Annotated in this window: 20 protein-coding genes; 1 reads left to right on the top strand and 19 read right to left on the bottom strand. The window is 58.8% G+C overall.

What is annotated here, in order from left to right; genetic code table 11:
• Positions 1-118: 118 nt before the first annotated feature.
• From B5G06_RS05030 to B5G06_RS04960, 15 genes are all read right to left on the bottom strand, one after another.
• A complete protein-coding gene (locus B5G06_RS05030) occupies positions 119-631 on the bottom strand; it encodes a ferritin (RefSeq protein ID WP_087187998.1) in 513 nt (170 codons plus the stop codon).
• 93 nt (positions 632-724) lie between these two features.
• Positions 725-4,909 carry a PolC-type DNA polymerase III gene (locus tag B5G06_RS05025; protein WP_087187997.1) on the bottom strand — a complete coding sequence of 1,395 codons (4,185 nt, stop codon included), beginning with the start codon at positions 4,907-4,909 and terminating at the stop codon, positions 725-727.
• 16 nt (positions 4,910-4,925) lie between these two features.
• Positions 4,926-5,963: a flavodoxin-dependent (E)-4-hydroxy-3-methylbut-2-enyl-diphosphate synthase gene (gene ispG / locus B5G06_RS05020; protein WP_087187996.1), complete on the bottom strand. Its 1,038-nt coding sequence runs from the start codon at positions 5,961-5,963 to the stop codon at positions 4,926-4,928.
• 14 nt (positions 5,964-5,977) lie between these two features.
• Positions 5,978-7,051 carry a M50 family metallopeptidase gene (locus B5G06_RS05015; RefSeq protein ID WP_087187995.1) on the bottom strand — a complete coding sequence of 358 codons (1,074 nt, stop codon included), beginning with the start codon at positions 7,049-7,051 and terminating at the stop codon, positions 5,978-5,980.
• A gap of 18 nt (positions 7,052-7,069) precedes the next feature.
• A complete protein-coding gene (locus B5G06_RS05010; protein WP_087187994.1) occupies positions 7,070-8,209 on the bottom strand; it encodes a 1-deoxy-D-xylulose-5-phosphate reductoisomerase in 1,140 nt (379 codons plus the stop codon).
• Positions 8,210-8,213: 4 nt separating this feature from the next.
• Complete coding sequence (locus B5G06_RS05005; RefSeq protein WP_242955353.1) at positions 8,214-9,038, bottom strand: phosphatidate cytidylyltransferase; 825 nt, start codon at positions 9,036-9,038, stop codon at positions 8,214-8,216.
• Positions 9,039-9,782 (bottom strand): isoprenyl transferase, encoded by a 744-nt coding sequence (locus B5G06_RS05000; protein ID WP_087187993.1) that lies wholly within the window; start codon positions 9,780-9,782, stop codon positions 9,039-9,041.
• A 71-nt stretch (positions 9,783-9,853) separates the two neighbouring features.
• Positions 9,854-10,408 (bottom strand): ribosome recycling factor, encoded by a 555-nt coding sequence (frr, locus tag B5G06_RS04995; RefSeq protein ID WP_087187992.1) that lies wholly within the window; start codon positions 10,406-10,408, stop codon positions 9,854-9,856.
• 1 nt (position 10,409) lies between these two features.
• Positions 10,410-11,132: a UMP kinase gene (pyrH, locus tag B5G06_RS04990; protein ID WP_087187991.1), complete on the bottom strand. Its 723-nt coding sequence runs from the start codon at positions 11,130-11,132 to the stop codon at positions 10,410-10,412.
• Positions 11,133-11,312: 180 nt separating this feature from the next.
• Positions 11,313-13,181, bottom strand: a complete 1,869-nt coding sequence (locus tag B5G06_RS04985; protein ID WP_087187990.1) for a heavy metal translocating P-type ATPase — start codon at positions 13,179-13,181, stop codon at positions 11,313-11,315.
• Positions 13,182-13,322: 141 nt separating this feature from the next.
• A complete protein-coding gene (locus B5G06_RS04980; RefSeq protein ID WP_087187989.1) occupies positions 13,323-14,576 on the bottom strand; it encodes an anti-sigma-I factor RsgI family protein in 1,254 nt (417 codons plus the stop codon).
• Positions 14,573-15,154 carry an RNA polymerase sigma factor gene (locus B5G06_RS04975; RefSeq protein ID WP_087187988.1) on the bottom strand — a complete coding sequence of 194 codons (582 nt, stop codon included), beginning with the start codon at positions 15,152-15,154 and terminating at the stop codon, positions 14,573-14,575. Before B5G06_RS04975 ends, B5G06_RS04980 begins: the two co-directional genes overlap by 4 nt.
• Positions 15,155-15,289: 135 nt before the next feature.
• Entirely contained in the window at positions 15,290-15,985 is a 696-nt protein-coding gene (gene sigK, locus B5G06_RS04970) for an RNA polymerase sporulation sigma factor SigK (protein WP_087187987.1), read from the bottom strand.
• A 71-nt stretch (positions 15,986-16,056) separates the two neighbouring features.
• Positions 16,057-17,232, bottom strand: coding sequence for a transglutaminase domain-containing protein (locus tag B5G06_RS04965; protein ID WP_087187986.1), 1,176 nt, complete (start codon positions 17,230-17,232; stop codon positions 16,057-16,059).
• Positions 17,233-17,318: 86 nt separating this feature from the next.
• Positions 17,319-18,125, bottom strand: coding sequence for a MerR family transcriptional regulator (locus tag B5G06_RS04960; protein ID WP_087187985.1), 807 nt, complete (start codon positions 18,123-18,125; stop codon positions 17,319-17,321).
• A 75-nt stretch (positions 18,126-18,200) separates the two neighbouring features.
• Here B5G06_RS04960 and B5G06_RS04955 point away from each other — a divergent pair, with 75 nt between their 5' ends.
• Positions 18,201-19,547 (top strand): MATE family efflux transporter, encoded by a 1,347-nt coding sequence (locus B5G06_RS04955; RefSeq protein ID WP_242955352.1) that lies wholly within the window; start codon positions 18,201-18,203, stop codon positions 19,545-19,547.
• 50 nt (positions 19,548-19,597) lie between these two features.
• Here the strand turns inward: B5G06_RS04955 and B5G06_RS04950 are convergent, their stop codons facing one another.
• The 4 genes from B5G06_RS04950 to B5G06_RS04935 all read right to left on the bottom strand — a co-directional run bounded on the left by B5G06_RS04950 (position 19,598) and on the right by B5G06_RS04935 (position 23,420).
• Positions 19,598-20,425 carry a Cof-type HAD-IIB family hydrolase gene (locus tag B5G06_RS04950; RefSeq protein WP_087187984.1) on the bottom strand — a complete coding sequence of 276 codons (828 nt, stop codon included), beginning with the start codon at positions 20,423-20,425 and terminating at the stop codon, positions 19,598-19,600.
• Positions 20,422-21,369 (bottom strand): transketolase family protein, encoded by a 948-nt coding sequence (locus B5G06_RS04945; protein WP_087187983.1) that lies wholly within the window; start codon positions 21,367-21,369, stop codon positions 20,422-20,424. Before B5G06_RS04945 ends, B5G06_RS04950 begins: the two co-directional genes overlap by 4 nt.
• 3 nt (positions 21,370-21,372) lie before the next feature.
• On the bottom strand, positions 21,373-22,218 hold the full coding sequence (locus B5G06_RS04940; protein WP_087187982.1) for a transketolase: 846 nt from the start codon (positions 22,216-22,218) through the stop codon (positions 21,373-21,375).
• A gap of 239 nt (positions 22,219-22,457) precedes the next feature.
• On the bottom strand, positions 22,458-23,420 hold the full coding sequence (locus tag B5G06_RS04935; RefSeq protein WP_087187981.1) for a phosphotriesterase family protein: 963 nt from the start codon (positions 23,418-23,420) through the stop codon (positions 22,458-22,460).
• Between the last annotated feature and the right edge of the window lies 1 nt (position 23,421).

Here is a 23,421-nt window from a genome sequence, read left to right as displayed (position 1 = left end):
GGATCACGCCCTTTGCTTTATCACTTTACCACGCTAATATACTATAGCATCCCAATTTTGTCAAGTGCGAACCGAATAAAATACGGGCAGCCCCCTGGGGGCTGCCCGCTGCAATCGCTTAAAGAACCAGACTGGGGGCGTTGTAGACCCGGGCAGCCATTTCACTGTTAAGCATATACAGGCCCTTGGCGTCATCTCCAAAGAGCTTCATCTTTTTGATCATGTCCTCCGCGTTCTTTTCCTCCTCGCCCTGCTCCTTGACAAACCAGTCCAGGAACTGCGTGGTGCGGAAATCCTTGGCGGCCTGAGCAGCCTCATAAATATTGTGGATCAGGCTGGTAACATAGCGCTCATGCTCCAGGCCGAACTCCAACACCTCCAGCTTGTCCTTGAGCTCCTTGTCCGGCTTCTGGATGGTGTCCAGAGTGACCTTGCAGCCGTTGTTCTGAAGATATTGGAGGAAGAGCGTGGCGTGATCCCGCTCCTCCTGGGCCTGTACCTTGTACCAGTTGGAGAAACCGTCCAGTCCGATCTCGTCATAGTAGATGGAAAAGTCCAGATAGAGGTAGGCGGAATAGAATTCCTTATTTACCTGTACATTCAGCAGCTCAGCAACCTTTTGATCCAACATGGTCACACACCTCATTTATGTAATAGGATGGGTTTATGGTATCATTTTCCCAGACAAAATACAAGCCCACAAAGGGGGACGGTATGCCTTTCCTTAAAATCCGTCAAACAGTGTAATCTGACTGGTATCGGGCATACCGTCCAGGGCACCCACTGCTTTCAGCTGCTCAATGTGGGTTTTGGACACCTTGGGGCAGGCGGCGGAGAATTCCTCGATGGAGATGAACCGCTTACCCTGCCGCTGCTCCATAATGGACAGGGCCGCCGTCTCACCCAGGCCAGGGATGGAGGTAAAGGGCGGCAGCAGGGTCCCCTTCTCCATATCGGGCAGGAAGTTGATGGCGTGGGAGCGGTACAGATCCATATGCTCAAAGGTGAAGCCCCGGAGATAGAACTCGTACACCACTTCCAGGGTGACCAGGGTATCCTCCTCCACAGGAGTGGGCTTCTCCTTGCTCTCGATCTCCTTCATCTTTGCCTTGCACACATCCATGCCCATACACATACAGGTGGCGTCGAAGGCCTTGGCCCGGATGGAGAAGAAGGCGGCATAGAAGGCCAGGGGGTGGTGCACCTTGAACCAGGCAATGCGGAAGGCCATCATAACGTAAGCCACGGCGTGGGCCTTGGGGAACAGGTACTTGATCTTCTTACAGGAGCCGATATACCAGTCGGGCACACCGGCGGCCTTCATCTCCTCCTCTGCTCCCTCGGGCAGGCCTCTTCCCTTTCGCACCGCCTCCATGATCTTGAAGGAGCGCTTCTCCGGCATACCGCAGGAGATCAGGAAGATCATGATATCGTCACGACAGCCGATGGCCTGGCCAACGGGGATACCCTGATCCACGATCAGGTCCCGGGCGTTGCCCAGCCACACGTCGGTGCCATGGGAGAAACCGGACAGGCGCAGCAGGATATCAAACTGGTGGGGCTGGGTGTCCATCAGCATGCCACGGGTGAACTTGGTGTTGAACTCCGGGATGGCCACGGCCCCGGTTGGGCCCAGGACGGGGTCGTCCTCAAAGCCCAGCACCTTGGAGGAGGTGAAGATGCTCATGGTGTCCTTGTCGTCCAGAGGGATCTTCTGAGGGTCCACCCCCGTCAGGTCCTGAAGCATTCGGATCATGGTGGGATCATCGTGGCCCAGCATATCCAGCTTCAGCAGGTTGGACTCCATGGAGTGATATTCAAAGTGGGTGGTGATGATGTCGCTGTCCGGGTCGTCGGCGGGGTGCTGCACCGGGCAGAAGTCGTAGATCTCACGGTTCTGGGGAATGACCACCATGCCGCCGGGGTGCTGGCCGGTGGTGCGCTTAACACCGCTGCAACCCAGCGACAAACGGTTCTCCTCCGCACGGGTGCCGTGGAGCCCGTGGTCGTCCAGATAGTGCTTCACATAGCCGAAGGCAATTTTGTCCTTCACCGTACCAATGGTGCCCGCCCGGAACACATGGGTCTGTCCAAACAGCTCAAAGGTATAGCGGTGGGCGCTGGACTGATATTCGCCGGAGAAGTTCAGGTCGATATCAGGCACCTTGTCGCCGCCGAAGCCCAGGAAGGTCTCAAAGGGGATGTTGAAGCCGTCCTTGTCATAGGGAGTGCCGCACACCGGGCAGTTGGCATCCGGCATATCAGCGCCGCAGCCGATGCCCAGCTCCTTGGCCGCCTCAAAGTCAGAGTGCTTGCACTTGGGGCAGCGGTAGTGAGGCGGCAGCGAGTTCACCTCGGTGATACCCGACATGAAGGCCACCAGAGAGGAGCCCACCGAACCACGGGAGCCCACCAGATAGCCGTGATCCAGGGAGTCCTGCACCAGCTTCTGGGCCGACATATAAATCACGTCGTACTTACACTTGATGATGTCACCCAGCTCGGCGTTGATCCGGTCCACCACGATCTGGGGGGGCTCCTCACCGTAAAGGGCTTTCGCCTTATCCCACACCAGCCGGGTCAGTTCCTCGGCGGAGTTTTCGATCTTAGGAGCAAACAGGCCCTTGGGCAGGGGCACCACGTCCTCGCACCAGTCGGCCACCAGGTTGGTGTTGCGCACCACCACCTCGTAGGCCTTCTCCTTGCCCAGGTAGGCAAACTCATCCAGCATCTCCTGGGTGGTCTTGAAGTACAGGGGCAGAGGGGAATCGGCGTCGTCAAAGCCCTTGGAGGCCAGCAGGATATGGCGGTAAATCTCGTCCTCCGGGTCCAGAAAATGGACGTCGCCGGTGGCGCACACCGGCTTGTCCAGCGCCTCGCCCAGAGCCACCACCGTGCGGTTAAAGTCCCGCAGCTCCTCCTGGCTCTTCACCATCCCCTTGCGGAGCATAAAGGCGTTGTTGCACAGGGGCTGGATCTCCAGGAAGTCGTACCAGGAGGCGATGCGCTTGAGCTCGTTCCACTCCTTCCGTTTGACGATGGCCTGGAACAGCTCGCCGGCCTCGCAGGCCGAGCCGATGATGAGACCCTCCCGGTGCTGGTTGATGAGGCTTTTGGGCATGATGGGATACCGCTTGAAGTGGTCCAGATAGGAGGCAGAGATCAGCTTATAGAGGTTCCGCAGGCCCAGCTGATTCTTGGCCAGCACGATCAGGTGCTTGGGCTGCCGCTTGGCCTTGCCGCCGGAGCGGAGCTTGGACATGGCCGGGTTGATCTGCTGGAGGGTATGCACCCCCAGGTCGGCCAGCATCCGGAAGAAGGGTACCAGCATATAGCCCACCGTGGCCGCGTCGTCATAGGCCCGGTGATGGTTGAAAGCAGGCAGATTCAGGTGGTTGGCCACGATATCCAGCTTATACTTGCCCAGGTCGGGCAGCAGGTTCTGAGCCAGGATCAGGCTGTCCAGAGAGGTATTCTCGAAAGGCCGGCCCATGCGGCGGCAGGCCTCCCCAATAAAGCCCATATCAAACTCCGCGTTGTGGGCGGCCAGAGGCCGGTCCCCCACGAAGTCCAGGAACGCATTGACCGCCTCCTCCTGGGAGGGGGCCCCCTTCAGCATCTCATCCGTGATGCCGGTGAGCTGGGTAATCTCCCGGGTCAGAGGCCTGCCGGGGTCGGCGAAGGTGGAGAACTGCTCCACCACTTCCCCGTTCCGCAGCACCACGGCGCCGATCTCAGTGATGGCCTCGGTGCGCTTGTCCAGGCCGGTGGTCTCAATATCAAAGCAGACGATATCTTGTGTAAAGTCCTGATCCTTGTCACCGTGGATGACCACCCGGTCATCCACGTCGTTGATGAAATAGGCCTCCACACCGTAGAGGATCTTGATGTTCTTGGCCGAGTGCCAGGCGTTGGGGAAGGAATGGGCCACGCCGTGGTCGGTGATGGCAATAGCCCGGTGGCCCCACCGCTCCGCCCGCTTCACCACGTTCTTGTCCACGCCGATGGGAGAGTCCATCTTGGAGCCCACAGCGGTAAGGGCATCCATGGCCGACATATTGGTATGGAGGTGGAGCTCCACCCGTTTCTCGGGGGCGTTGTCCATCTTGGGCTCTTTTTTGCCCTCCATCACCGCGAAGGGCTCCAGCACCATGTCACCGGTAAAGCGGTCGATATTCAGCTTACCCTGGATAAAGAGATGCTGACCTTTCTTCACACCCTCTACCAAGGGCTTGCCCTCATCGCCGGGAAAAAACTTGTTGACCCGCACGGAGCCGGTATAGTCGGTCACGTCGAAGGACACCACCCAGGCCTCCCGCCGCTTCAACTCCCGGTGGTCTACCGCGAACACGTCGCCCTCCACAATGACGGTACCCATATCCAGATCCAGGGTACCCATTGGGATAGGTTCCTTCTTGATCTCATGGCGGCCGTAAAGTAATTTCCCTTTCCCCTCTTTAGGGGCCTTTTTCTCTGTGGGACGGGCCACCTTCAGGCTCTCCAGAGCCTTGCGGCGGATCTCCTCGGTACGGCGGAAGGCCGCGGCGGCATCATCCTCCACCGGCGGCTTTTGGGGCTGCTGGACGGGAGCAGGCTGCTCCGGAACCGGGGCGGCTGCCGCAGGCTTCCGGGGCGCTTCGGGCGTAGGGGCAGCCCCATCCCCAGCCGGGACAGTCATCTCCAGCGACACCTGCTCCACCCGGTAGGCCAAGGCAATGCTGCGCTCGATTTGGTGACGCAGCTCCTCCGCCGGGAGCGCGGTACACTCCACCTGTGCCTTGATGGACCGGGTATGTTTATCGATGACCGCCCGGGTCACTAGGTAGCCCTGGACCATCGCCGTCAGCTCCGGGCCGGGCCGCCAGGCGGAAAACAGTTTTAAAAATGGGATCTTTTGTGCTTGAGGCATAGGACACGCTCCTGCTTTACAGTTGGTCAATCAGGGTAAACAGCTCGTCCACCAGCTGCTCCTGGGGGACCTTCTTCACAATCTCGCCCTTGCGGAACAGAAGGCCCTCCCCCTGTCCGCCGGCAATACCTACATCGGCGGCGGCGGCTTCGCCGGGGCCGTTGACCACGCAGCCCATCACTGCCACGGTAATGGGCTTGTGGACTTCCTTCAGCCGATCCTCCACCTGGTGGGCCAAACCGATGAGATCGATGCGGGTACGGCCGCAGGTGGGACAGGACACCAGATTGGGCTCGTTGGCCGCCATACCCAGGGCCTTTAGGATATCCTTGGCGGCGTACACCTCCTCCACCGGGTCGGCGGATAGGGACACCCGCAGGGTGTCGCCGATACCCAGGGCCAGCAGGCCCCCGATGCCGATGGCGGATTTGATGGTGCCCATACGGGTGGTGCCCGTCTCGGTAACGCCAAGGTGTAAAGGATAATCACTTTTCCCGCTCATCAGCTTGTAGGCCGCCATCGTGGTAACTACCGATGAAGACTTAAGCGACACACAGATGTCGTGGAAATCATACTGCTCCAACAGAGCGATATGGCCAAAGGCGGACTCCACCAGGGCCTCCGGGGTGACTCCGCCGTACTTGGCTAGCAGGGGCTTCTCCAGAGAACCGCCGTTGACGCCAATGCGGATGGGAAGGTGTCTTGCTTTACAGGCTTCCGCTACCGCTTTCACCCGGTCCTCCCCGCCAATGTTGCCGGGATTGATGCGCACCGCGTCGCACCCCTCCTCCACACAGGCCAGAGCCAGCTTGTAGTCAAAGTGAATATCCACCACCAGCGGGATATGAATACGGGCTTTGATAGCCCCCACAGCCTTGGCCGCCGCCATATCGGGTACCGCTACCCGGATGATCTGGCAGCCTGCCTCCTCCAGACGGAGGATCTGATTCACCGTGGCTGTCACATCCTCGGTGCGGGTATTGGTCATGGATTGAATGGTGACCGGAGCGCCGCCGCCCACCGGGACGCCGCCCACAAGAATCTGTCTGGTCATTGGTATACCTCCCGCTAAAACAGCTTGATCACATCGTTGACCGCCACCACCACCATTAAGGCGATGAGGCAGAAAAAGCCCACGGCATTCACATAGCCCAGATACTTTTCATTCATTTTCTTTTTGGTAATGAGCCGGTAGATCCCGCCCACAAACACAAACAGGATCTGTCCGCCGTCCAGGGCGGGAATGGGCAGCAGATTCATCACCGCCAGGTTAATGGCAATCAGAGCGGTGAAGTCCAGAATGTTGATCAGCAAACCAAACAGGCCTGCCGCTGCGGCGCCTGCCTGGCCCACGTCGCCTGCCACCGCCACAATGCCGATGACGCCCGACATATCGTTCAGGCCCACCGCACCGGTAATCAGGTCGCCAAGGCCCATCCATACCATACGGACGTAGTCCACCGCCTGATACCAGGTGTTCCGCAGCAAGGTCAGGGGGGTATCCTCCTGGAACTCGCCCAGATAAATTCCCCGCTTCATGACCTGATTGCCGTTTTCATCGGTGAGCTGTCGATAGGGCAGGTCAATGGTGCCCAGATCCACCTTCTCACCGTCCCGCAGCACCACCACATCAACCTGCTCCCCCGCCCGCTCCAGGAAGATAAAGGCGTCGTTGTTGAAGTAAATGCGGTGGCCGTCAATGGAATAAAACTGATCCCCCGGCTGTAGCCCGGTCTGGGCGATATCCTCTGCCCCGGGCATAAAGCCGGTGACCACCGGCATGGACGGACTGCCCGCCAGAGCCATGATGATGAGGATAAGCACCACACCGGTAATGAAATTCATGAACGCACCGGCCACCAGAATGATAAGCCGCTTCCAGCCCGCCTTGTTGCCAAAGGCACGGGGATCGTCAGAGGACTCCCCCTCTCCCTCCATGGCACAGAAGCCGCCGATGGGAAAGGCGCGCAAGCTGTAAAGCGTCTCCCCTTTCTCCCTGGAAAACAGCTTGGGACCCATGCCGATAGCAAACTCGTTCACCTTCACACCCATCAGCTTGGCGGCAATAAAGTGGCCGAATTCATGGATGGCAATGAGCAGCCCGAAAAACAAGATGATAAGCACAATGGAAAGTACGTTCATAGACACCTCAAACTCAGATTACTTGCCTGCGATCAGGCGTGCGGCTTTGTCAGCCTCCAGCACATCCTCCAGGGCAGGCGTTTGGACCACAGGCACCTGGGCCAGCGCCCGCTCCACCCGCTTGGCAATCTCGCCGAAGGAGATCTGCCCCGCCAGGAAGAGGCCCACCGCCGCCTCGTTTGCACCATTGAGGATAGCGGTAGCGGTGCCGCCGGTTTTGGCGGCCTCCAGCGCCAGAGAGAGGCAGGGAAACGCCTCATAGTCCGGAGCATGAAAGGTCAGGGGCGGACAGGTCAGCAGGTCCAGCGGCTTTGCCACCGCCTCAGTGCGGGCGGGCCAGGTCAGGGCATACTGGATGGGCAGGCGCATATCAGGCACCCCCAGCTGGGCCAGCACCGCATTATCACAGTATTCCACCAGGGAGTGGATGATGCTCTCCCTGTGGACCACAATGGAGATTTTTTCCGGCGGCATCCGATAGAGCCGCATAGCCTCGATAAACTCCAGGCCTTTGTTCATCAGCGTAGCGGAGTCCACCGTGATCTTGGCGCCCATAGACCAGTTGGGGTGCTTCAGGGCCTGCTCCACCGTAGCAGAGGCAATCGCCTCTTTATCCCAGCCCCAGAAGGGCCCGCCGGAGGCGGTGAGGATAAGGCGTTTCACCTCTCCCCTGTCCCGGCTGCCCTGGAGGCACTGGAAGATGGCGGAATGCTCCGAGTCCACCGGTACGATCTCCGCGCCGTACTGATCGGCCCCATTCATCACCAGCTCCCCGGCACACACCAGGGTCTCCTTATTGGCCAGGGCAATGCGCTTGCCCTGACGGACCGCCGCCAGGGTAGGAACCAGGCCCACCATACCCACCACAGCGGTGAGCACAGTGTCCGCCTCCTCCAGAGTGGCGGCCTCCACCAGTCCCTCAGGACCGGAGGCCACCCGGATGGACGTATCGGCCAGCCGGGTCCGCAGGTCGGCGGCAGCGGCAGGGTCCATCATGACCGCCAGTCGGGGCCGAAACTGGCGGCATTGGGCCTCCATCCGCGCTACGTCCCGGTTGGCGGTCAAGGAAGCCACAGTCATGCCACAGGCGGCAATCACTTCCAGTGACTGCCGCCCGATGGAGCCGGTAGAACCCAGCAAAGAAATGCAGTTGCTCATGTGTTTAGCCTCCCACAGCGGGCAGGAATTGGATCAGCAGCTCGATCAGGGGCGCGCAGAAGATCACGCTGTCGAAACGGTCCAGCACGCCGCCGTGGCCGGGGAAAATGTTGCCGAAATCCTTGATGCCATACTCCCGCTTGATATAGGAAAAAGACAGGTCGCCCAGCTGGGATACAATGCTGCCCAGAGCGCCGTAAATCACAAGATACAGGTAATTGACCTGCATGGAGAAGCCAAACTGGAGGACAGCGCCATAGATCACCGTACAGATAATGGCACCTGCAAAGCCGCCCACAGCGCCCTCCACCGTCTTTTTGGGGGAGAGCTCAGGCGCCAGCTTATGCTTGCCGAAGGCCATGCCTGCAAAGAGGGCAAAGGCATCGCTGAGGAAAGCCACCTCAAAGGGCAGCACGATGAGGGCCATCCAGTGCTCCATGAGCCGGATCCGCAGCAGCGAGGACAGGAAAAAGGGAATGACTACACTGAGGAAGAAGGCGCCTCCCATTTTCTCCAGGGTAATGCGCTTATGGCTGGCAATGGCCTCGGCAAAGAGAAGCACCACATAGAGGAACATTCCGGCCAGGGCGGGCATCAGCTTGCCGTTATAGTAGACCCAGAACGGAATGAGACCTGCCAAAACAATGGAATAGCCGGAAATACGGGTATGCTTGAGAAATCCGGTGGACCACAGTACCTCATGCACCGCGATCATAGACAATCCGGCCACCAAAATGGGCAGGATAACCGGATAGACCGGCGAGACACCGTATACCGCTGCCGCCAGCAGCGGGATACAGACCACCGCCACCATGATTCGCTTGACCACTCAGACACCTCCATAGCGGCGGGAACGGCCCTGATAAGCCGCCAGCGCCTTGTTCAGCTCTTCCTTGCTGAAGTCAGGCCACAGCACGTCGGTATAGTAGAATTCCGCGTAGGCCGACTGCCACAGCAAGAAGTTGGAGATCCGCAGCTCACCGCTGGGCCGGATCACCAGGTCCGGGTCGGGTACCCCGGCAGAATAGAGGTAACCGGAAAAATCCGCCTCTGTCAGCTGAGCGGGGTCCTTCTTCCCCGCCGCACACTCCGCCGCAAAAGCCCGGGCCGCACGGACAATCTCATCCCGTCCGCCATAGTTGAAGCATACGTTGACCTGCATACCATCATAGTGTGTGGAGATATCGTCGGTACGCACCGTCAATTCTCTCAACTCCGGAGGAAGTGCCTCCAGATCTCCGAAAAAGTGGAGTCTGATCTTGTCCCGCTCCATCTTCTCAATGGACTCCAGAAGATACTTCTTCAGCAGTCCGATGATGGCGGAGACCTCCTCCAGAGGCCGCTTCCAATTCTCCGTGGAGAAGGCGTATACCGTCAGATACTCAATTCCGATCTTCTGACAGTATGTGGCGATGGTACGGAAGGTCTCCGCGCCAGCGGCGTGTCCTGCCGTACGGGGCAGCCCCCGGCGCTTGGCCCAGCGGCCGTTGCCGTCCATGATGATCGCCACATGACGGGGCAGGTGGTCGAAATCCACCTGGGCCTGCGCCGCCTTCGGTTTGAATAATGCCATGTTCAACCCGCCTATACGACACCAGTGCGGGACACTCTTCGCATCCCGCACCATGTGTCTCTTGTTTGATGTTATACCGCCATCAGTTCCGCTTCTTTTTTGACGGTCAGCTCATCGATCTCCTTGCACCGCTTGTCGGTGAGATCCTGGAGCTCCTTCTCATAGTCCTTGCGGTCGTCCTCGGTCATCTCGCCCTTTTTCTCCAGAGCCTTGAACTTCTCCATAGCGTCCCGCCGGATGTTGCGGATGGCCACCTTACCGTTCTCACCGTACTTCTTCACCTGCTTGGTCAGTTCCTTACGGCGCTCCTCGGTGAGCTGAGGGAAGGACAGACGGATCACACGGCCGTCGTTCTGGGGGTTGATACCCAGATCAGAGCACTGGATGGCCTTCTCGATGGCCTTCAGCAGAGTACCGTCCCAGGGCTGGATCATCAGGGAACGGGGATCAGGAGAGGAAATGGCGGCCACCTGATTCAGAGGGGTGGGGGCGCCGTAGTAGTCCACCGTAATCTTATCCAGCACGGCGGCGTTGGCCCGTCCGGCACGGACACTGGCGAAATCACTCATCACTACGTCGATGGTCTTTTTCATCTTGGCGTCGAATTCTTTATTGAGCTCTTTCATTTCACGGTTCCTCCTTGACGATGGTTCCGATTTTTTCACCCATGACCACACGCAGAATGTTCTCAGGGTCCTTGAGTGCGAACAGGATCACCGGGATCTTGTTGTCCATGGACAGGGACGTGGCGGTGGAATCCATCACCTCCAGGTGCTGAGCCAGCACATCGTCATAGGTGATGGTATCATACTTCACCGCGTTGGGGTCCTTGCGAGGATCGGCGGAATACACGCCGTCAATGTTCTTGGCCAGCAGAATGGCGTCGGCGTCGATCTCCGCCGCCCGCAGCACAGCCGCCGTATCGGTGGAGAAGAAGGGATTGCCGGTGCCGCAGCCAAAGATGACCACTCTGCCCTTCTCCATATGCCGGATGGCCTTGGAACGGATGTAGGGCTCGGCGATGGACCGCATCTCAATGGCGGTCTGCACCCGCACGTCCACACCCTTCTGCTCCAGCACGTCGGCCACTGCCAGTGCATTGATGGTGGTAGCCAGCATTCCCATATGGTCGGCACGGGTACGCTCCATCCGGTCGCCGCCATCCTTCAGGCCGCGCCAGAAATTGCCGCCGCCAACCACGATGCCCACCTGGACACCGGCTGCCACGCACTTCTTGATTACGTCGCAAACGCTGCCGATGACATCGAAATCCAGACCCCGGCTGGCCTCGCCGGCGAGGGCCTCGCCGCTGAGCTTCAGAAGAATCCGCTTGAACTGCGGTTCACTCATATGTTCAACCCCTTTTCGGAAAATCATGCTATCTTATTTTAATATAGTTTTCCATTTTTGCATAGAGGTTAGGCTAAAGTTTTTCAAATTATTCGTATTCTCTCCTTCCCTTCCTGTAAAAATTGTCAAGGGCTCTGTTCCCGCCTTCAAAAAAGCGGGAACAGAGCCCGGTTTCCCCTTTTACGCCCTTTTGTGCCAGCGCAGCAGCAGGGCAGAATTGACAATGACCACCACCGAGCCCGCGTTGTGGACCAGCGCCCCCACCACAGGATTCAGAATGCCGGTAATGGCCAAGGCAATGGCCGCAAAGTTCAGCGCCATGGAGAAGGTCAGATTGCATTTGATGGTGACCATCATCCGCCGGGCCAGCCGCAGCAGATGGGGCAGTTGCCGTAGATCGTCCCCCACCAGGGCCATATCGGCGGCATCCACAGCGATATCGCTGCCCACACCGCCCATGGCAATACCCACCATGGCCCGTTTCAGTGCAGGAGCATCGTTGATGCCGTCGCCGATCATGCATACCGGTCTGCCCTCTTCCTGAGCCCGGGCAATCCAGTTCAGCTTGTTCTCCGGCAGGCATCCCGCTTTCACCTCCCGGATATCCAGCAGTGCCGCGATATGCCCGGCGGCGCTTGGGTGATCCCCCGTCAGCAGCACCGGCTGCACTCCGGCACCCTTCACTGCCAAAATGGTTTCTGCCGCGTCGGGCCGCAGGGTATCGGCCAGAGCCATCACCCCGATCAATGTTCCCTCCTCTGCCAGATAGATAAGGGTACACCCCTCGTCCAGCCGGGCCTGAACAAAGCCCTCCGCCTCCTGGGGCATGGGCACACCCAGCTGCTCCATCAGCGCCAGATTGCCTGCCCATAGGTCTCTGCCCTCCACAATGCCCTTCAATCCCAAGCCGGGCAGCACCTCCACGCTCTCCCCCTTCAGCACCAGATCAGGAAAGCGCTCCCGTCCACCCGCGGTAACAGCCTTACCCAGAGGGTGCTCCGACCAGGACTCCAGGCCCACAGCCCCTGTCCACACCTGTTCCTCCGTCCGGCCATTCAGGGGAAGCACCGCAGTTACCTGCAGCTTTCCTAATGTAAGAGTGCCCGTCTTGTCAAAAGCCACACACTGGACCCCGGCCAGCCGCTCCAGCGCGTCTCCCTCCCGTACCAAGAACCCGTGGCGGGTGGCGTTGCCAATGGCCGCCATAATGGCGGTAGGGGTAGCCAGCACCAGGGCACAGGGGCAGAACACCACCAAAATAGTCACCGCCCGGATCAGCTCCTCAGTAACAAAGCCGGTGATGGCAGCAGCAGACAGGGCAATCACCACGATCCAGGTGGCCCACCGGTCGGCCAGTCCCACGATTTTCGCTTTTCCTGCGTCCGCCGACTGGACCAGCCGTACCATCCGCTGGATGGAGCTGTCCTCCCCCACCCGGGTGGCCTCCATGGTGAAGGCCCCATATTGGTTGACCGTTCCGCTGGACACCTGGTCTCCTGGGGCCTTGTCCACCGGCAAGGACTCTCCTGTCATGACCGATTGGTCCACAGAGGTGCGCCCGTCCCTTATGATCCCATCCACAGGAATGGTCTCACCAGGCAGCACCCGCAGCAGTTCCCCCACCTGTACCATCTCCGCGGGCACCATCTCTTCCCCGTCGCCAGTCAGCCGGCGAGCGGTGCGGGGCGTCAGTTTCACCAGCTTTTCAATGCCCGCTCGGGCTCGGGCCACCGTCAGATCCTCCAGCAGGGCGCCCAGCTGCATGATAAAGGCCACCTCACCGGCGGCAAAGTCCTCGCCGATGATCACCGAAGCCACCAGAGCAATGGATACCAACACATCTGCCTTGATGTCAAAGGCAGTGATCAGCCCAATGAATGCCTCCAAAATAATAGGCAGACCGCACAGCACAATGGCCACCCAGGCCGGGTCTACCGGCAGATGAGCCCCCCACAGAATGCTGACCACCAGAGCCAGTCCGGAAAGAACGAGCAGTGTGATATCCTTGCGGACACCGCCCCACTCCAGTATGGCCTCCAATTTTTTCATATCATCCGCCTCCTATACCCCCACGGGTATCTCGCCATCATTATACCCATAGGAGTATAGGTTGTCAAGGAGAAGTGCTATTCCCTTTCTATAAAAAAATCGGGCAGCCATATGGCTGCCCGATTTTTGGAAACAATCTGTTCAGTCGTCCCGCTCGGCACTTAGAATCCTGCCATCGGCAACGCTGATTTCATACTCATATTCATATTGGCCTGACTTAAACTCCACCTTGTAGCAGCCATCATCCGATTCCAATTCCACTTCCAACTCCCGTGTATCCGAAAGGGCCACTCCGGCGTTGGACAAAGCAATATCTCTGGCCTCCTGGCTGCTGATGGTGCCGCTGGAACCACCCTGAGGCTGTTGGGTCTGGCCCGGAGCCGGTGTCTGGATGGTCTGTCCCTCCTGCTCCGCCTTGATAATAGCACCGGTGGCCGCATCGATGTCGTATTCATACTCCACACCGCTGACGCCAAATTCAACCTCGTAAACCATCCGGCCATCTTCATAGTCATAGTCAGCTTCCAGGTAGTCCAGCTGGGACTGTTGAACACCGGCATGGGTCAACGCCGTCTGGGTGGCGGCATCCACACCCACATAGCCACTCTGGCTTGCAGTACCGGTAGAACGGATGCTTTCCTGCTCACCGTTCTGGCCTGTCAGGTCGGCTGCAGCCTCCGAATTGGCCAACAGATTCAGTTCGTTGATGGACAAGCCTACCAGCGACTCAAAGGTCAGGTGGGAGCTGCTGTCCACCAATGTCTGGATCAATGCGGCCTTACCCTGGGAGATCCCGTATTCTTCCGCCTTCTGCTGCAAGGCATCATCTGTGGCAAAGCTCTGGGAAAGGATGGCTCCATTGATAGAAGCCGACTCCAGCACCTGGGAGATCTCCCCTGTCAGCTTCTCTTCCAACGCAGCGCCCCGGGTCAAATCGTCATCCTCCACCGAAATCAGCACAGAATTGGCCAGTTCATCCACATATCCATGCTTCAGCAGAGAACCAATAATGGCATTGACTGCCACCTCCAGATCCGTACCGGTCAGATCCATGCCGTCCAAAATCTGATTGGCATCATCGTTGACCGGGGTGGCGGAAAGAACCTTTTCTTCCCGGTTTACCTCCAGCCGGACACAGGGATTCACGTCGAGGGAGACCACAGAGGCTACCGCGTTGGCCTGCTGATACCGCACTCCGGCCACACCGCCGCCAATGGCAAGCGCCAGGCAGGCAGCCGCGATCCAGGGCAGGATGCGCTTGCGCCGTTTGGGCGCGGAAATCGGAATGATCTTCCCATTCTGGGGCCCCAGGCGAGCAAGCACCGCCTCCACATCGTCAGGCGCGGCGTGCTCCAGTGCCGTATGGAGTTTACGCTCCAATTCCTGATCATTCACGGTTTCTCACCCCCTTCCAGTATGGTCCGCAGCTTCTGCAGCGCCCGGCGGTACTTGGACAGCACCGTAGACAGCGGCAGATCCAGCAGGTGCGCGATCTCCTTATGCTTCCAGCCAGTGACTGCGTGGAGGGTGACCACCTGGCGCTCTTCATCGGTCAGACCTTCCAGCGCAGTCCGCAGTACCTGACGGTCCTCCACCGTTACCAGAGGACTGTCCGCCGCCAGCCGTTCCCAGGATTCCGGTTCCAATTCCTCCGTCTTGCCCCGCTCCCGCAGCTTCATCAGGGCCAGATTGCGGGCAACGGTGAGTACCCACGCCAGCGGTGTACCACGGGACTGGTATTGATGGACATTTTCCCAAACACGCACAAAAGTATCTTGCGTCACATCCTCCGCATCATGGGTATTCTTGAGATAGGAGAGAGCAAGGCCGTATACAGCAGTCCGGGCATGATGATAGAGTTCCGCCAGTGCCTCCTGTTCTCCAGCCTGCATCCTGACCAGCAGCGGCTCCAGAATATCTGGAGCGGTCACCCGGCGGCTCTCCTCCGCCATGGTCTCCAGCAGGATCAGCATAGTTTTCTCTCCTCTCATTGGTGGAATGCAAAACACAGGCATTTTATTGCACTCAAATCAAAATAATTTTGCCGTCCGCACGAAGGCAAGACAGTTATTGTTATTATAACCCAACAATCACCGCCGCGTAAAGTCCTACCGCTGGGTCCCCATGGCTGTCTCCAGTTTTTTCAGCGCCTTTTTTTCAATGCGGGATACATAGGACCGCGAAATGCCGCATTGGGCAGCCACCTCCCGCTGAGTCAGGGGCTTACGGTCGTTGAGCCCGTAACGGAGAGTAATGATAGCGGCCTCCCGGGCATCCAGGCACTTCTTTACACATTCCCGCACCTGGATACACGCGTCTCTGGCATCCAACTCCTCCAGCATATCGTCATCCACACTGATGGTATCCATTAGAGAAAGCGAATTCCCGTCCCCGTCTCCATCAATAGCGTCTGACAAAGATACCTCCCCCTGGGTCTTACGCTGGGCACGAAAGTGCATCAGGATCTCATTTTCAATGCAGCGGGACGCATAGGTAGCCAGCCGTACTTTTTTATCCGGTTTAAAGGTACCAATTCCTTTGATCAGCCCAATGGTACCAATAGAAATCAAGTCGTCCTGATCCCCATTGGGGGTATAGTACTTCTTAACAATGTGGGCCACCAAGCGCAGATTGTGCTCGATCAATTTGTTGCGGGCCTCCAGATCGCCCTGAGCAGCCTGTTCCAGATACCGGCGTTCCTCTTCCGCTTTCAGCGGTCGGGGAAAGGAGCCGTTTCCCCCGCCGGACAGGCGAAGGGTAAAGAAAACCTGATTGAGCAGCAGCAGGATCCATGCAGGAATCATTTGTCACACCTCCATGGTCCCACTGTATTCCGACAATGTTTGTCCCTATACAGCAAAGCCTTGTCCCAATCTTATGATTGGGTCAGCCCCTGTATCAGCTCCTTCTGGCCGATTCCCCAGAAATGATCCTGGGAGATTTCCTCTTCCGTTCGTCCAAAATACCTCCACTGGCTCTCATCCGGGCGTCCCGCGTCCCAGGTCGTATCAAAGTAGCGGTATTCACCATCCAGCAGAGCGCAATTCCACATATGCTCCTCCCCTGCTCCGGTACCGGTGACGTTCCAGCAGGGGATGCCGGCCTCTTCACAGAGCACACGAAATGCCCAGGAAAACCCGCCGCAGATGTCCGTTCCGTTCTGCAATGGTCCGAAAGCTGTCCTGGATTCATAGGGCAGCGTGTCCGGGCTCTGATAATATCGGTAGTCATATGTGGTATTTCCCACAATAAAGCGATAAATAGCCTTAAGCTTTTCCTCATCATCCATGGTATCGGTCAGAATTGTCGCCGCAGTCTCTTTTGCGATGCTCTGGATCTCCTGTATCTTCTCAACACTCTGCTCAATCGTTTCAGAATCGCTTGGAAAAGCTTGGATTGCCGTGGCGTCGCTGTTGAGCGTATACAATATATAGCCATACCCCGCCAACTGCAGAGCCCGCTGCATATCATCCACCACCAGCTCCGGGTCCCGGATCACAATAGAAATCTCTTCCTCACTAAGAGCGGCGTCCGCCGCCTTCACCAATTCCGCAAGGGTATTGATTTCCACGGCTCCCTCCGGTTTGCCGTCCGGATACCCCAGTTTATACGGCATATACGAAATCTTACAGACTGTCCCATCCACTCCTTCCGTACATTCCGGGGCGTAGGCATATTTCAGCTCCGGCCGGGCGCTCAACACCTCATTGGACGCGTTCTGGAGCAGAATGGAACGCTCCTGAAAGGGCAGGTCTTCCTGCGTAAAGCGGAAGGGCACTTCCTGCACAAATCCTTCATATGCCCACTCCAGGATCTGAGTTGCCTTCTCCTGGGTACTCACGGGATAGATCTCATCCATTGGCTCCGGCGAGGCTGGCGCTTCACTTTGCAACGGAGTGGGGGATGGTGTCTCAATGCTGGGACTGTTGGTATCCATGGCATTGGACTGAGCCTGTGAGCAGCCGCTCAGCACATTGCAGATAAAATCGTTAGGACAACAGCAGTCGTACCAATTCTTTTCATGTGTATCTCCTCCTGCCAAATGCTGCATCTGACGGGAGTCCCGTCATGTCATAGACGTGCTGCTGCTGTAAAAAGTTTCTTGTCCTGCCTTGAGGCACCATATCAAATCCAGGGTCACAGGGCACAGACCCTCACCTGAAGTTCGGTGACGTACTCCTCCGGACGGTTGGTGTCGTGGGCGTCGATGCGGTAGAGCTCCAGCGGCGCCCCCTCTGGTATCCGCCCAGCCTCCTGGATTCCCGTCAGCAGCGTTCCCAGATGCTCCTCCATCCGATCATATTCGCCCCGATAGTACAGCCGGGCATATTCACCTCCGGGCAGTATATCATCGTAGGGCAGTCCAGAGCTGGTGAGGAAAAAGACCCGAGAAAAATGATTGAAGATCCCTTTTTTCAGACTTTCCTCGTCCACCTGGGCCCCCATACATTGGCTGCCAATGACCTGGATGTAATCCTGATGCCGCTGCTCCAGCCGCTTGAGCTGGAAGTCCACTTCCTTCTCCAGAATAAAATCCTTTTCCAGAAAGACGTAGGGCCGCTCCGGCTCCCGGACAAGCTCTACATATCCGGCCTCCACCATGCGGTAGCGCTCCAGCCGTGCTCGACGCTCTGCCGCCTCCTTCCGGGCGGCCTCCAATTCCTCCATCCGACGCTTAAGCAGCGCCTCCTCCCGGTCCAGCAGTTCCAGGGTCTCCCCCACACTCCGCCGCTCCAGATAAGCTCCGATCTCCCGGGTGGGCAGATCCAGCTCCCGCAGTGAGCGAATGATATTCAGAGTACACACATCCTGGATACCGTACATCCGGTAGCGGTTCTCTCCCCGCACCGGGTGGAGCAGCCCCTTCTCCTCATAATAGCGCAGAGTATCAGGACACAAGTCGAATAATTTGGCCAACTCATGGATCTGATAAAATTCTTTCAACTTTTTTGCCTCCCTCTCTTGACTTTCGGATGGTACGAGGGTTTATCATATCCCCAGTAAGAGGAGGTTTTACCCGTGAATCTGGTCGCCAAGTTTTTCAAGTTTACCATTCCATCCATCGTCTCTATGTGGATCTTCTCCCTGTACACCATGGTGGACGGCATTTTCGTTGCTCACGGCGTGGGCAGCCACGCTCTGGGGGCAGTGAATCTGTCCATGCCATTCGTGTCGCTCATCTTCACCATCGGCATCCTGCTGGCCACCGGCACCTCCACCGTCCTGTCCCTGGCGCTGGGACAGGGAGATGAGGAGAAAGCCCGCAACTACTTCAATCAGAACCTGGCAGTGGTCATTGTTCTGTCTCTGGTCCTGACGGCAGTCGTGCTGCTGAACCTGGAGCGCGTAGCTCTGTTCCTGGGCGCCACTGGGGACCTGCTGCCGCTGGTAAAGGAATATGTAGGTATTATCGCCTGCTTCTCCGTCTTTTTTACCGTGTCTTACAACCTTGAGGTTCAGGTGAAGGCAGACGGCGCCCCCCACGTCAGCACCATCGGCGTACTGTCCTGTGCCATTATGAATGTGGTGCTGGACTATGTGTTTGTGATGCACTTCCACTGGGGCGTGTGGGGTGCGGCTCTGGCCACCGGCTTGTCTCAGGTCACCTCCACTGTGATCTTTGTCATCTACTTCGTGCGCCACCCCAACCCTCTGCGCTTTGGCCGTTTCAAGCCCGACTTCGGGGCCTACCGCCGGATCATTCCTCTGGGCACCTCCGACGGACTCAGCGAGTTCTCCAACGGCCTGGTCATTTTTCTGTTCAATCAGACTATCCTGCAGGTGTCCGGCGAGGCCGCCCTCACCTCGTACACCATCATCAGCTATGTCAACACTCTGGTGCTCATGACCATGATCGGCACTGCCCACGGGGTCCAGCCTCTGTCCAGCTTCTATCTTGGCGCGGGACAGCGGCCCCTGTGCCACAAATTCCTGTCTTACGGCATCAAGCTGGTGGCAGTGGCAGGAGTAGGCTTCTTCATCATCTGCCAGCTGCTGGCCGGTCCCATTGTAGGCCTCTTTCTGGAGCCGGCCGATCCGCTCTTCGGATACACCGTCAATGCGCTCCGGCTCTATGCTCCCGCCTTCCTGCTTATGGGCTTTAACGTCTTGATCTCCGGCTTCTTTACCGCCATAGAGCACCCCTTCCCTGCTCTCACTATTTCCTTTGGCCGAGGCCTGGTGCTCATCTCCGGCTGCCTGGTGGTCCTGTCCAAAGTGCTGGGCGATACGGGCATCTGGCTCTCTCCCCTGTTCTCCGAGGGAATCTGCCTGGTTATCACCCTGTTCTTCCTGCTGCGATACCTTCATAAAATCCGTCAGACCGAACCGGAACAGCAGCCCGACTTCTCTTCCGTCGCCCGCTAAAATCAACTATGAGGAAAAACGGCGCATGACAATGGTCATGCGCCGTTTGATTATGCATTCAGCAGATACTGTTCCACAGCCATACCGACGCCGCCCTCCCGGTTGGTGCCGGTGAGGTAGCGGGCGGTGGCCCTGGCCTCAGCACTGGCATTGGCCATGGCAAAGGACCAGCCCGCCCAGGCCAACAGCTCCAGGTCGTTGCCCGCGTCGCCGAAGGCCATCACCTGGTCCGGCTCCAGCCCCAGCTTTTCGCACAGGGCCTGAACCGCCGAGCCCTTGTTGACACCGGGGGCGGTAAGCTCCATATTCTCCCCGAAGGAGGTAGTCACCGCCAGGGGGCCGCAATCCTCCACCACATCCAGCAGCTCCTGCCGGCGCTCCGGGGGTACGCGGAAGATATGGATCTTCTCCACCGCCTTGCCCTCCAGGGCGGCGTTCAGATCCTCCGGGAAGTGAGAGACCGAACGCAGTACCTGAGCAAACTCCGGGGACAGGGCGCTGCCCACCACCTGCTCGGTACGGTCGGCCTGAATATAGTTTTCTCCTTCGCAGTAGACCTCAAAGGGCAGGCCCCAGTCCAGCAGCAGGGTGAGGATGGTACGGCGGGCGTTTGGCTCCATGGGCCGGCGGTAAATCCACTCCCCCGTGGCCACATCCAGCACCGCCGCGCCGTTGGACAGCACGGCGTACCGGGTAACGCCGATCTGGGCGTCCACCGCCCGCAGCAGGGACCAGGCCCGGCCGCTGGCGATGGTCACCGCCGCCCCCCGCTCCGCCGCTGCCCGGAGAGCGGCCACATTTCTGGGGGGCACGGTGGCGTGGTCGTCGTCCAACAGGGTGCCGTCCATATCCAGGCAGATCAGTCGGATGTCACTCATTTCTTCAGCTTCAGGGCCTGACGTACCTTCTCGATGATGCCCTCGGTGGTGAGGCCGTAGGCCTCCAGCACCGCCTTGGCAGCGCCGGAGCGGCCGAACTCATCGTTGACGCCATGGCGCACCACAGGCACCGGGCAGTGCTCGGCCAGGAATTCCGCCACAGCGGAGCCCAGGCCGTTGAGAACGGTGTGCTCCTCGGAGGTGACAATGCAACGGGTCTCCAGGGCAGCCTTCAGCACGATCTCGCCGTCCAGAGGCTTGATGGTGTGCATATCGATGACCCGGACGGAGATGCCCTCCTCCGCCAGCTTTTCAGCGGCAGCATAGGCCATCTGGACCATCATGCCGGTGGCAATGACGGTGACGTCGGTGCCATCCCGCAGCAGAGAGCCCTTGCCCAGCTGGAAGGAGTAGCCGGGCACCTCATCAGTGATGCTGTCTACCGCCAGGCGGCCCAGCCGCAGATAGGCCGGTCCGTCATAGTCCAGCAGAGCCTTTACCGCCAGACGCATCTCGGGGCCGTCGCAGGGAGAGACCACCATCATGTTGGGGATGGTACGCATGAGGGCATAGTCCTCGATGCACTGATGGGTGGCGCCGTCCTCACCCACGGACAGGCCGCCGTGGGAACCCACGATCTTCACGTTGAGACGGGGATAGGCCACGGAGTTACGGACCTGCTCATAGGCTCGACCGGTGGCGAACATGGCAAAAGTATGGGTATAGGGCATTTTGCCGCAGGTAGCCAAACCGGCGGCCACGCCGGTCATGTTGGCCTCAGCAATACCCATGTTGTAAAAACGCTCAGGGTGGGCCTTGGCAAAAAAGGCGCTCTGAGTAGAGCCGGACAGGTCGGCGTCCAGCACCACCAGGTCGGGATACTGGTCGGCCAGCTCGGCCAGGGCCTTACCATATGCCACGCGGGTGGCGATCTTCTCACTCATGGCTTACTTTCCCTCCAGTTCCGCCAGCGTCGCAGCCAGCTCCGCATGGGCCTTTTCATACTGCTCATCATTGGGCGCCTTGCCATGCCAGCCGTAGTCTCCCTCCATAAAGGAGACGCCCTTGCCCTTGATGGTCTTGGCCAGCAGCACGGTGGGCTTGCCCTTGCAGGCAGCAGCGGCGTTAAACGCCTCTTCCAGGGCGTTGAAGTCGTGGCCGTCCACATGGATCACATTCCAGTTGAAGGCCTCAAACTTCTTGTCCAAAGGCTCGGAGGGCATGACCTCAGCCGTGGGTCCGTCGATCTGCAGGCCGTTGACGTCCACAATGGCGCACAGGTTGTCCAGGTGGTACTTGGCCGCAGACATGGCGGCCTCCCACACCTGGCCTTCCTCGATCTCGCCGTCGCCCAGCAGAGCATACACACGATAGTCCTTCTGATCGGCCTTACCCGCCAGAGCCATCCCCACAGCGGCGGAGATGCCCTGACCCAAAGAGCCGGTGGACATATCCACGCCCTTAATGTGATGCATTTCGGCATGACCGGACATCTCGCCCTTGATGGAGCGGAAAAGCTTCAGATCCTCCACGGGGAAAAAGCCCTTCAGAGCCAGATTGGGATAGAGTGCGGGGGTACAGTGTCCCTTGGACAGCACGAAACGGTCCCGGTCAGGGTCCCGGGGATTGGCGGGATCTACCCGCATCACATGACCGTACAGGGTGGTAATGATGTCCATGGAGGACAGGGAGCCGCCGATGTGGCCGGAGGCCGCGTCATGCACCATGTCCATCGCCAGCAGGCGGGCACGGGCGGCTGTGACAGCCAGTGCGTGGACCTTTGACTGTTCCATTCGATTCACCTTTCCATTCTGTGGGCCCGAAGGGCCATATTCTCTGACCTTTAGTATACATTAGAAAACCGTACGTTTCAACCATCGGTTCACACAAAAAGACAGATTGGACCCCTCCCGTCCTTGAGCGTTTGGTACTTTTATCCGCAAAAAAGCGGCAGGCACGGGACCGTGGCTCCGGTCCCGTGCCTGCCTGATGAGGGAAAGGATTTAGTAAGGGGGAAAATAAGGAACAATCATTAGTGACTGGAAGTTCCTTCAAAGAAGGTTCTGGGATTGGCCGTCAGCAGGCCGTCCACCACGGCGGGCTCCAGGCCCCGCTCCCGCAGAGCGGGCAGTACCCGACGGTGGATGAAGGTGAAGTCCTCCTCCAGATGGAGGTAATCGCTGTTTTTGGTGGTCTCCCAGCTGTCCCAGAAGGCCAGATAGGCGGCCAGATCGTGGCTGAGGAGCAGTTTGTTCCCCCAGCCCATTTCGCACAGCCGGGCAATGGTGTCCACCCGGGGCTCCAGCCCCAGGTCCCGGTCGCAGAAGCCGAAGCGGTCCATGCCCAGCCAGCAGCCCCGCTCCAGCATGGCGGTGAGGTATTCCAGCTCGGTGGTGTCGCCGCTGTGACCCAGGATCACCCGGTTTGCGGGCACGCCGCAGCTCTCGAACAGGTCCAGAATCTCCCCGCCGCTGTGGACAGAGGGATCATGGTGGCAGAAGATGGGCAGCCCGGTCTCGGCGGCCACACGGCCGGTGGCGTGGAGTACCTTGTGGAGCAGAGGCGTCACCCCGGCCCGGGCCACGCCCGCCTTCAGGATGCCCGGCTTGCTGTCGGTACCCTGAATACCGTCGGTGCAGTCGCCCATCAGCAGGTCGTAGATCTGCTCCTCATCCCGGAAGCCCAGCCAGGGCTCCTCCTGATAGTAGAAGCCGGTGGAGGCGATGATGTTCAGTCCCGTGCGGCGGGCCACATCCCGCATCAAGTGAATGTCACGGCCCAGGTTTACAGGCGTGCCGTCCACCACGGTGGCCACACCCTGCTGTGCTGCCTTGCCCAGCATTCCGCAGGACATCTCGGTCACCTTGTCCGCTTCATAGAAGCGGGAACCGAAGTTCATCCGCATGGACCAGTCGGCACAGGTCAGATGCTCGTGCATCAGCACCTGGCCCAGTTCCGACGTGTCCACCGGGCCCAGTACGCTCTGGATCTTCATA

This window comes from Flavonifractor sp. An52 (assembly GCF_002159385.1).
Taxonomy (GTDB): domain Bacteria; phylum Bacillota; class Clostridia; order Oscillospirales; family Oscillospiraceae; genus Flavonifractor; species Flavonifractor avicola.
Note: the sequence above shows the minus strand (reverse complement) of the source record. Positions and strands in the feature narration are given on the sequence as shown.

Coding starts and splice junctions, on each gene's coding strand:
- B5G06_RS04950 (WP_087187984.1), bottom strand. CDS start 20,425: ATGAGTGACATCCGACTGATCTGCCTGGATATGGACGGCACCCTGTTG.
- B5G06_RS05015 (WP_087187995.1), bottom strand. CDS start 7,051: ATGAACGTACTTTCCATTGTGCTTATCATCTTGTTTTTCGGGCTGCTC.
- B5G06_RS04935 (WP_087187981.1), bottom strand. CDS start 23,420: ATGAAGATCCAGAGCGTACTGGGCCCGGTGGACACGTCGGAACTGGGC.
- B5G06_RS05000 (WP_087187993.1), bottom strand. CDS start 9,782: ATGGCATTATTCAAACCGAAGGCGGCGCAGGCCCAGGTGGATTTCGAC.
- pyrH (WP_087187991.1), bottom strand. CDS start 11,132: ATGAGTGAACCGCAGTTCAAGCGGATTCTTCTGAAGCTCAGCGGCGAG.
- frr (WP_087187992.1), bottom strand. CDS start 10,408: ATGAAAGAGCTCAATAAAGAATTCGACGCCAAGATGAAAAAGACCATC.
- B5G06_RS04945 (WP_087187983.1), bottom strand. CDS start 21,369: ATGAGTGAGAAGATCGCCACCCGCGTGGCATATGGTAAGGCCCTGGCC.
- ispG (WP_087187996.1), bottom strand. CDS start 5,963: ATGACCAGACAGATTCTTGTGGGCGGCGTCCCGGTGGGCGGCGGCGCT.
- sigK (WP_087187987.1), bottom strand. CDS start 15,985: ATGATTCCTGCATGGATCCTGCTGCTGCTCAATCAGGTTTTCTTTACC.
- B5G06_RS04965 (WP_087187986.1), bottom strand. CDS start 17,232: ATGCAGCATTTGGCAGGAGGAGATACACATGAAAAGAATTGGTACGAC.
- B5G06_RS05010 (WP_087187994.1), bottom strand. CDS start 8,209: ATGAGCAACTGCATTTCTTTGCTGGGTTCTACCGGCTCCATCGGGCGG.
- B5G06_RS04985 (WP_087187990.1), bottom strand. CDS start 13,181: ATGAAAAAATTGGAGGCCATACTGGAGTGGGGCGGTGTCCGCAAGGAT.
- B5G06_RS05025 (WP_087187997.1), bottom strand. CDS start 4,909: ATGCCTCAAGCACAAAAGATCCCATTTTTAAAACTGTTTTCCGCCTGG.
- B5G06_RS05030 (WP_087187998.1), bottom strand. CDS start 631: ATGTTGGATCAAAAGGTTGCTGAGCTGCTGAATGTACAGGTAAATAAG.
- B5G06_RS04940 (WP_087187982.1), bottom strand. CDS start 22,218: ATGGAACAGTCAAAGGTCCACGCACTGGCTGTCACAGCCGCCCGTGCC.
- B5G06_RS04975 (WP_087187988.1), bottom strand. CDS start 15,154: ATGCTGATCCTGCTGGAGACCATGGCGGAGGAGAGCCGCCGGGTGACC.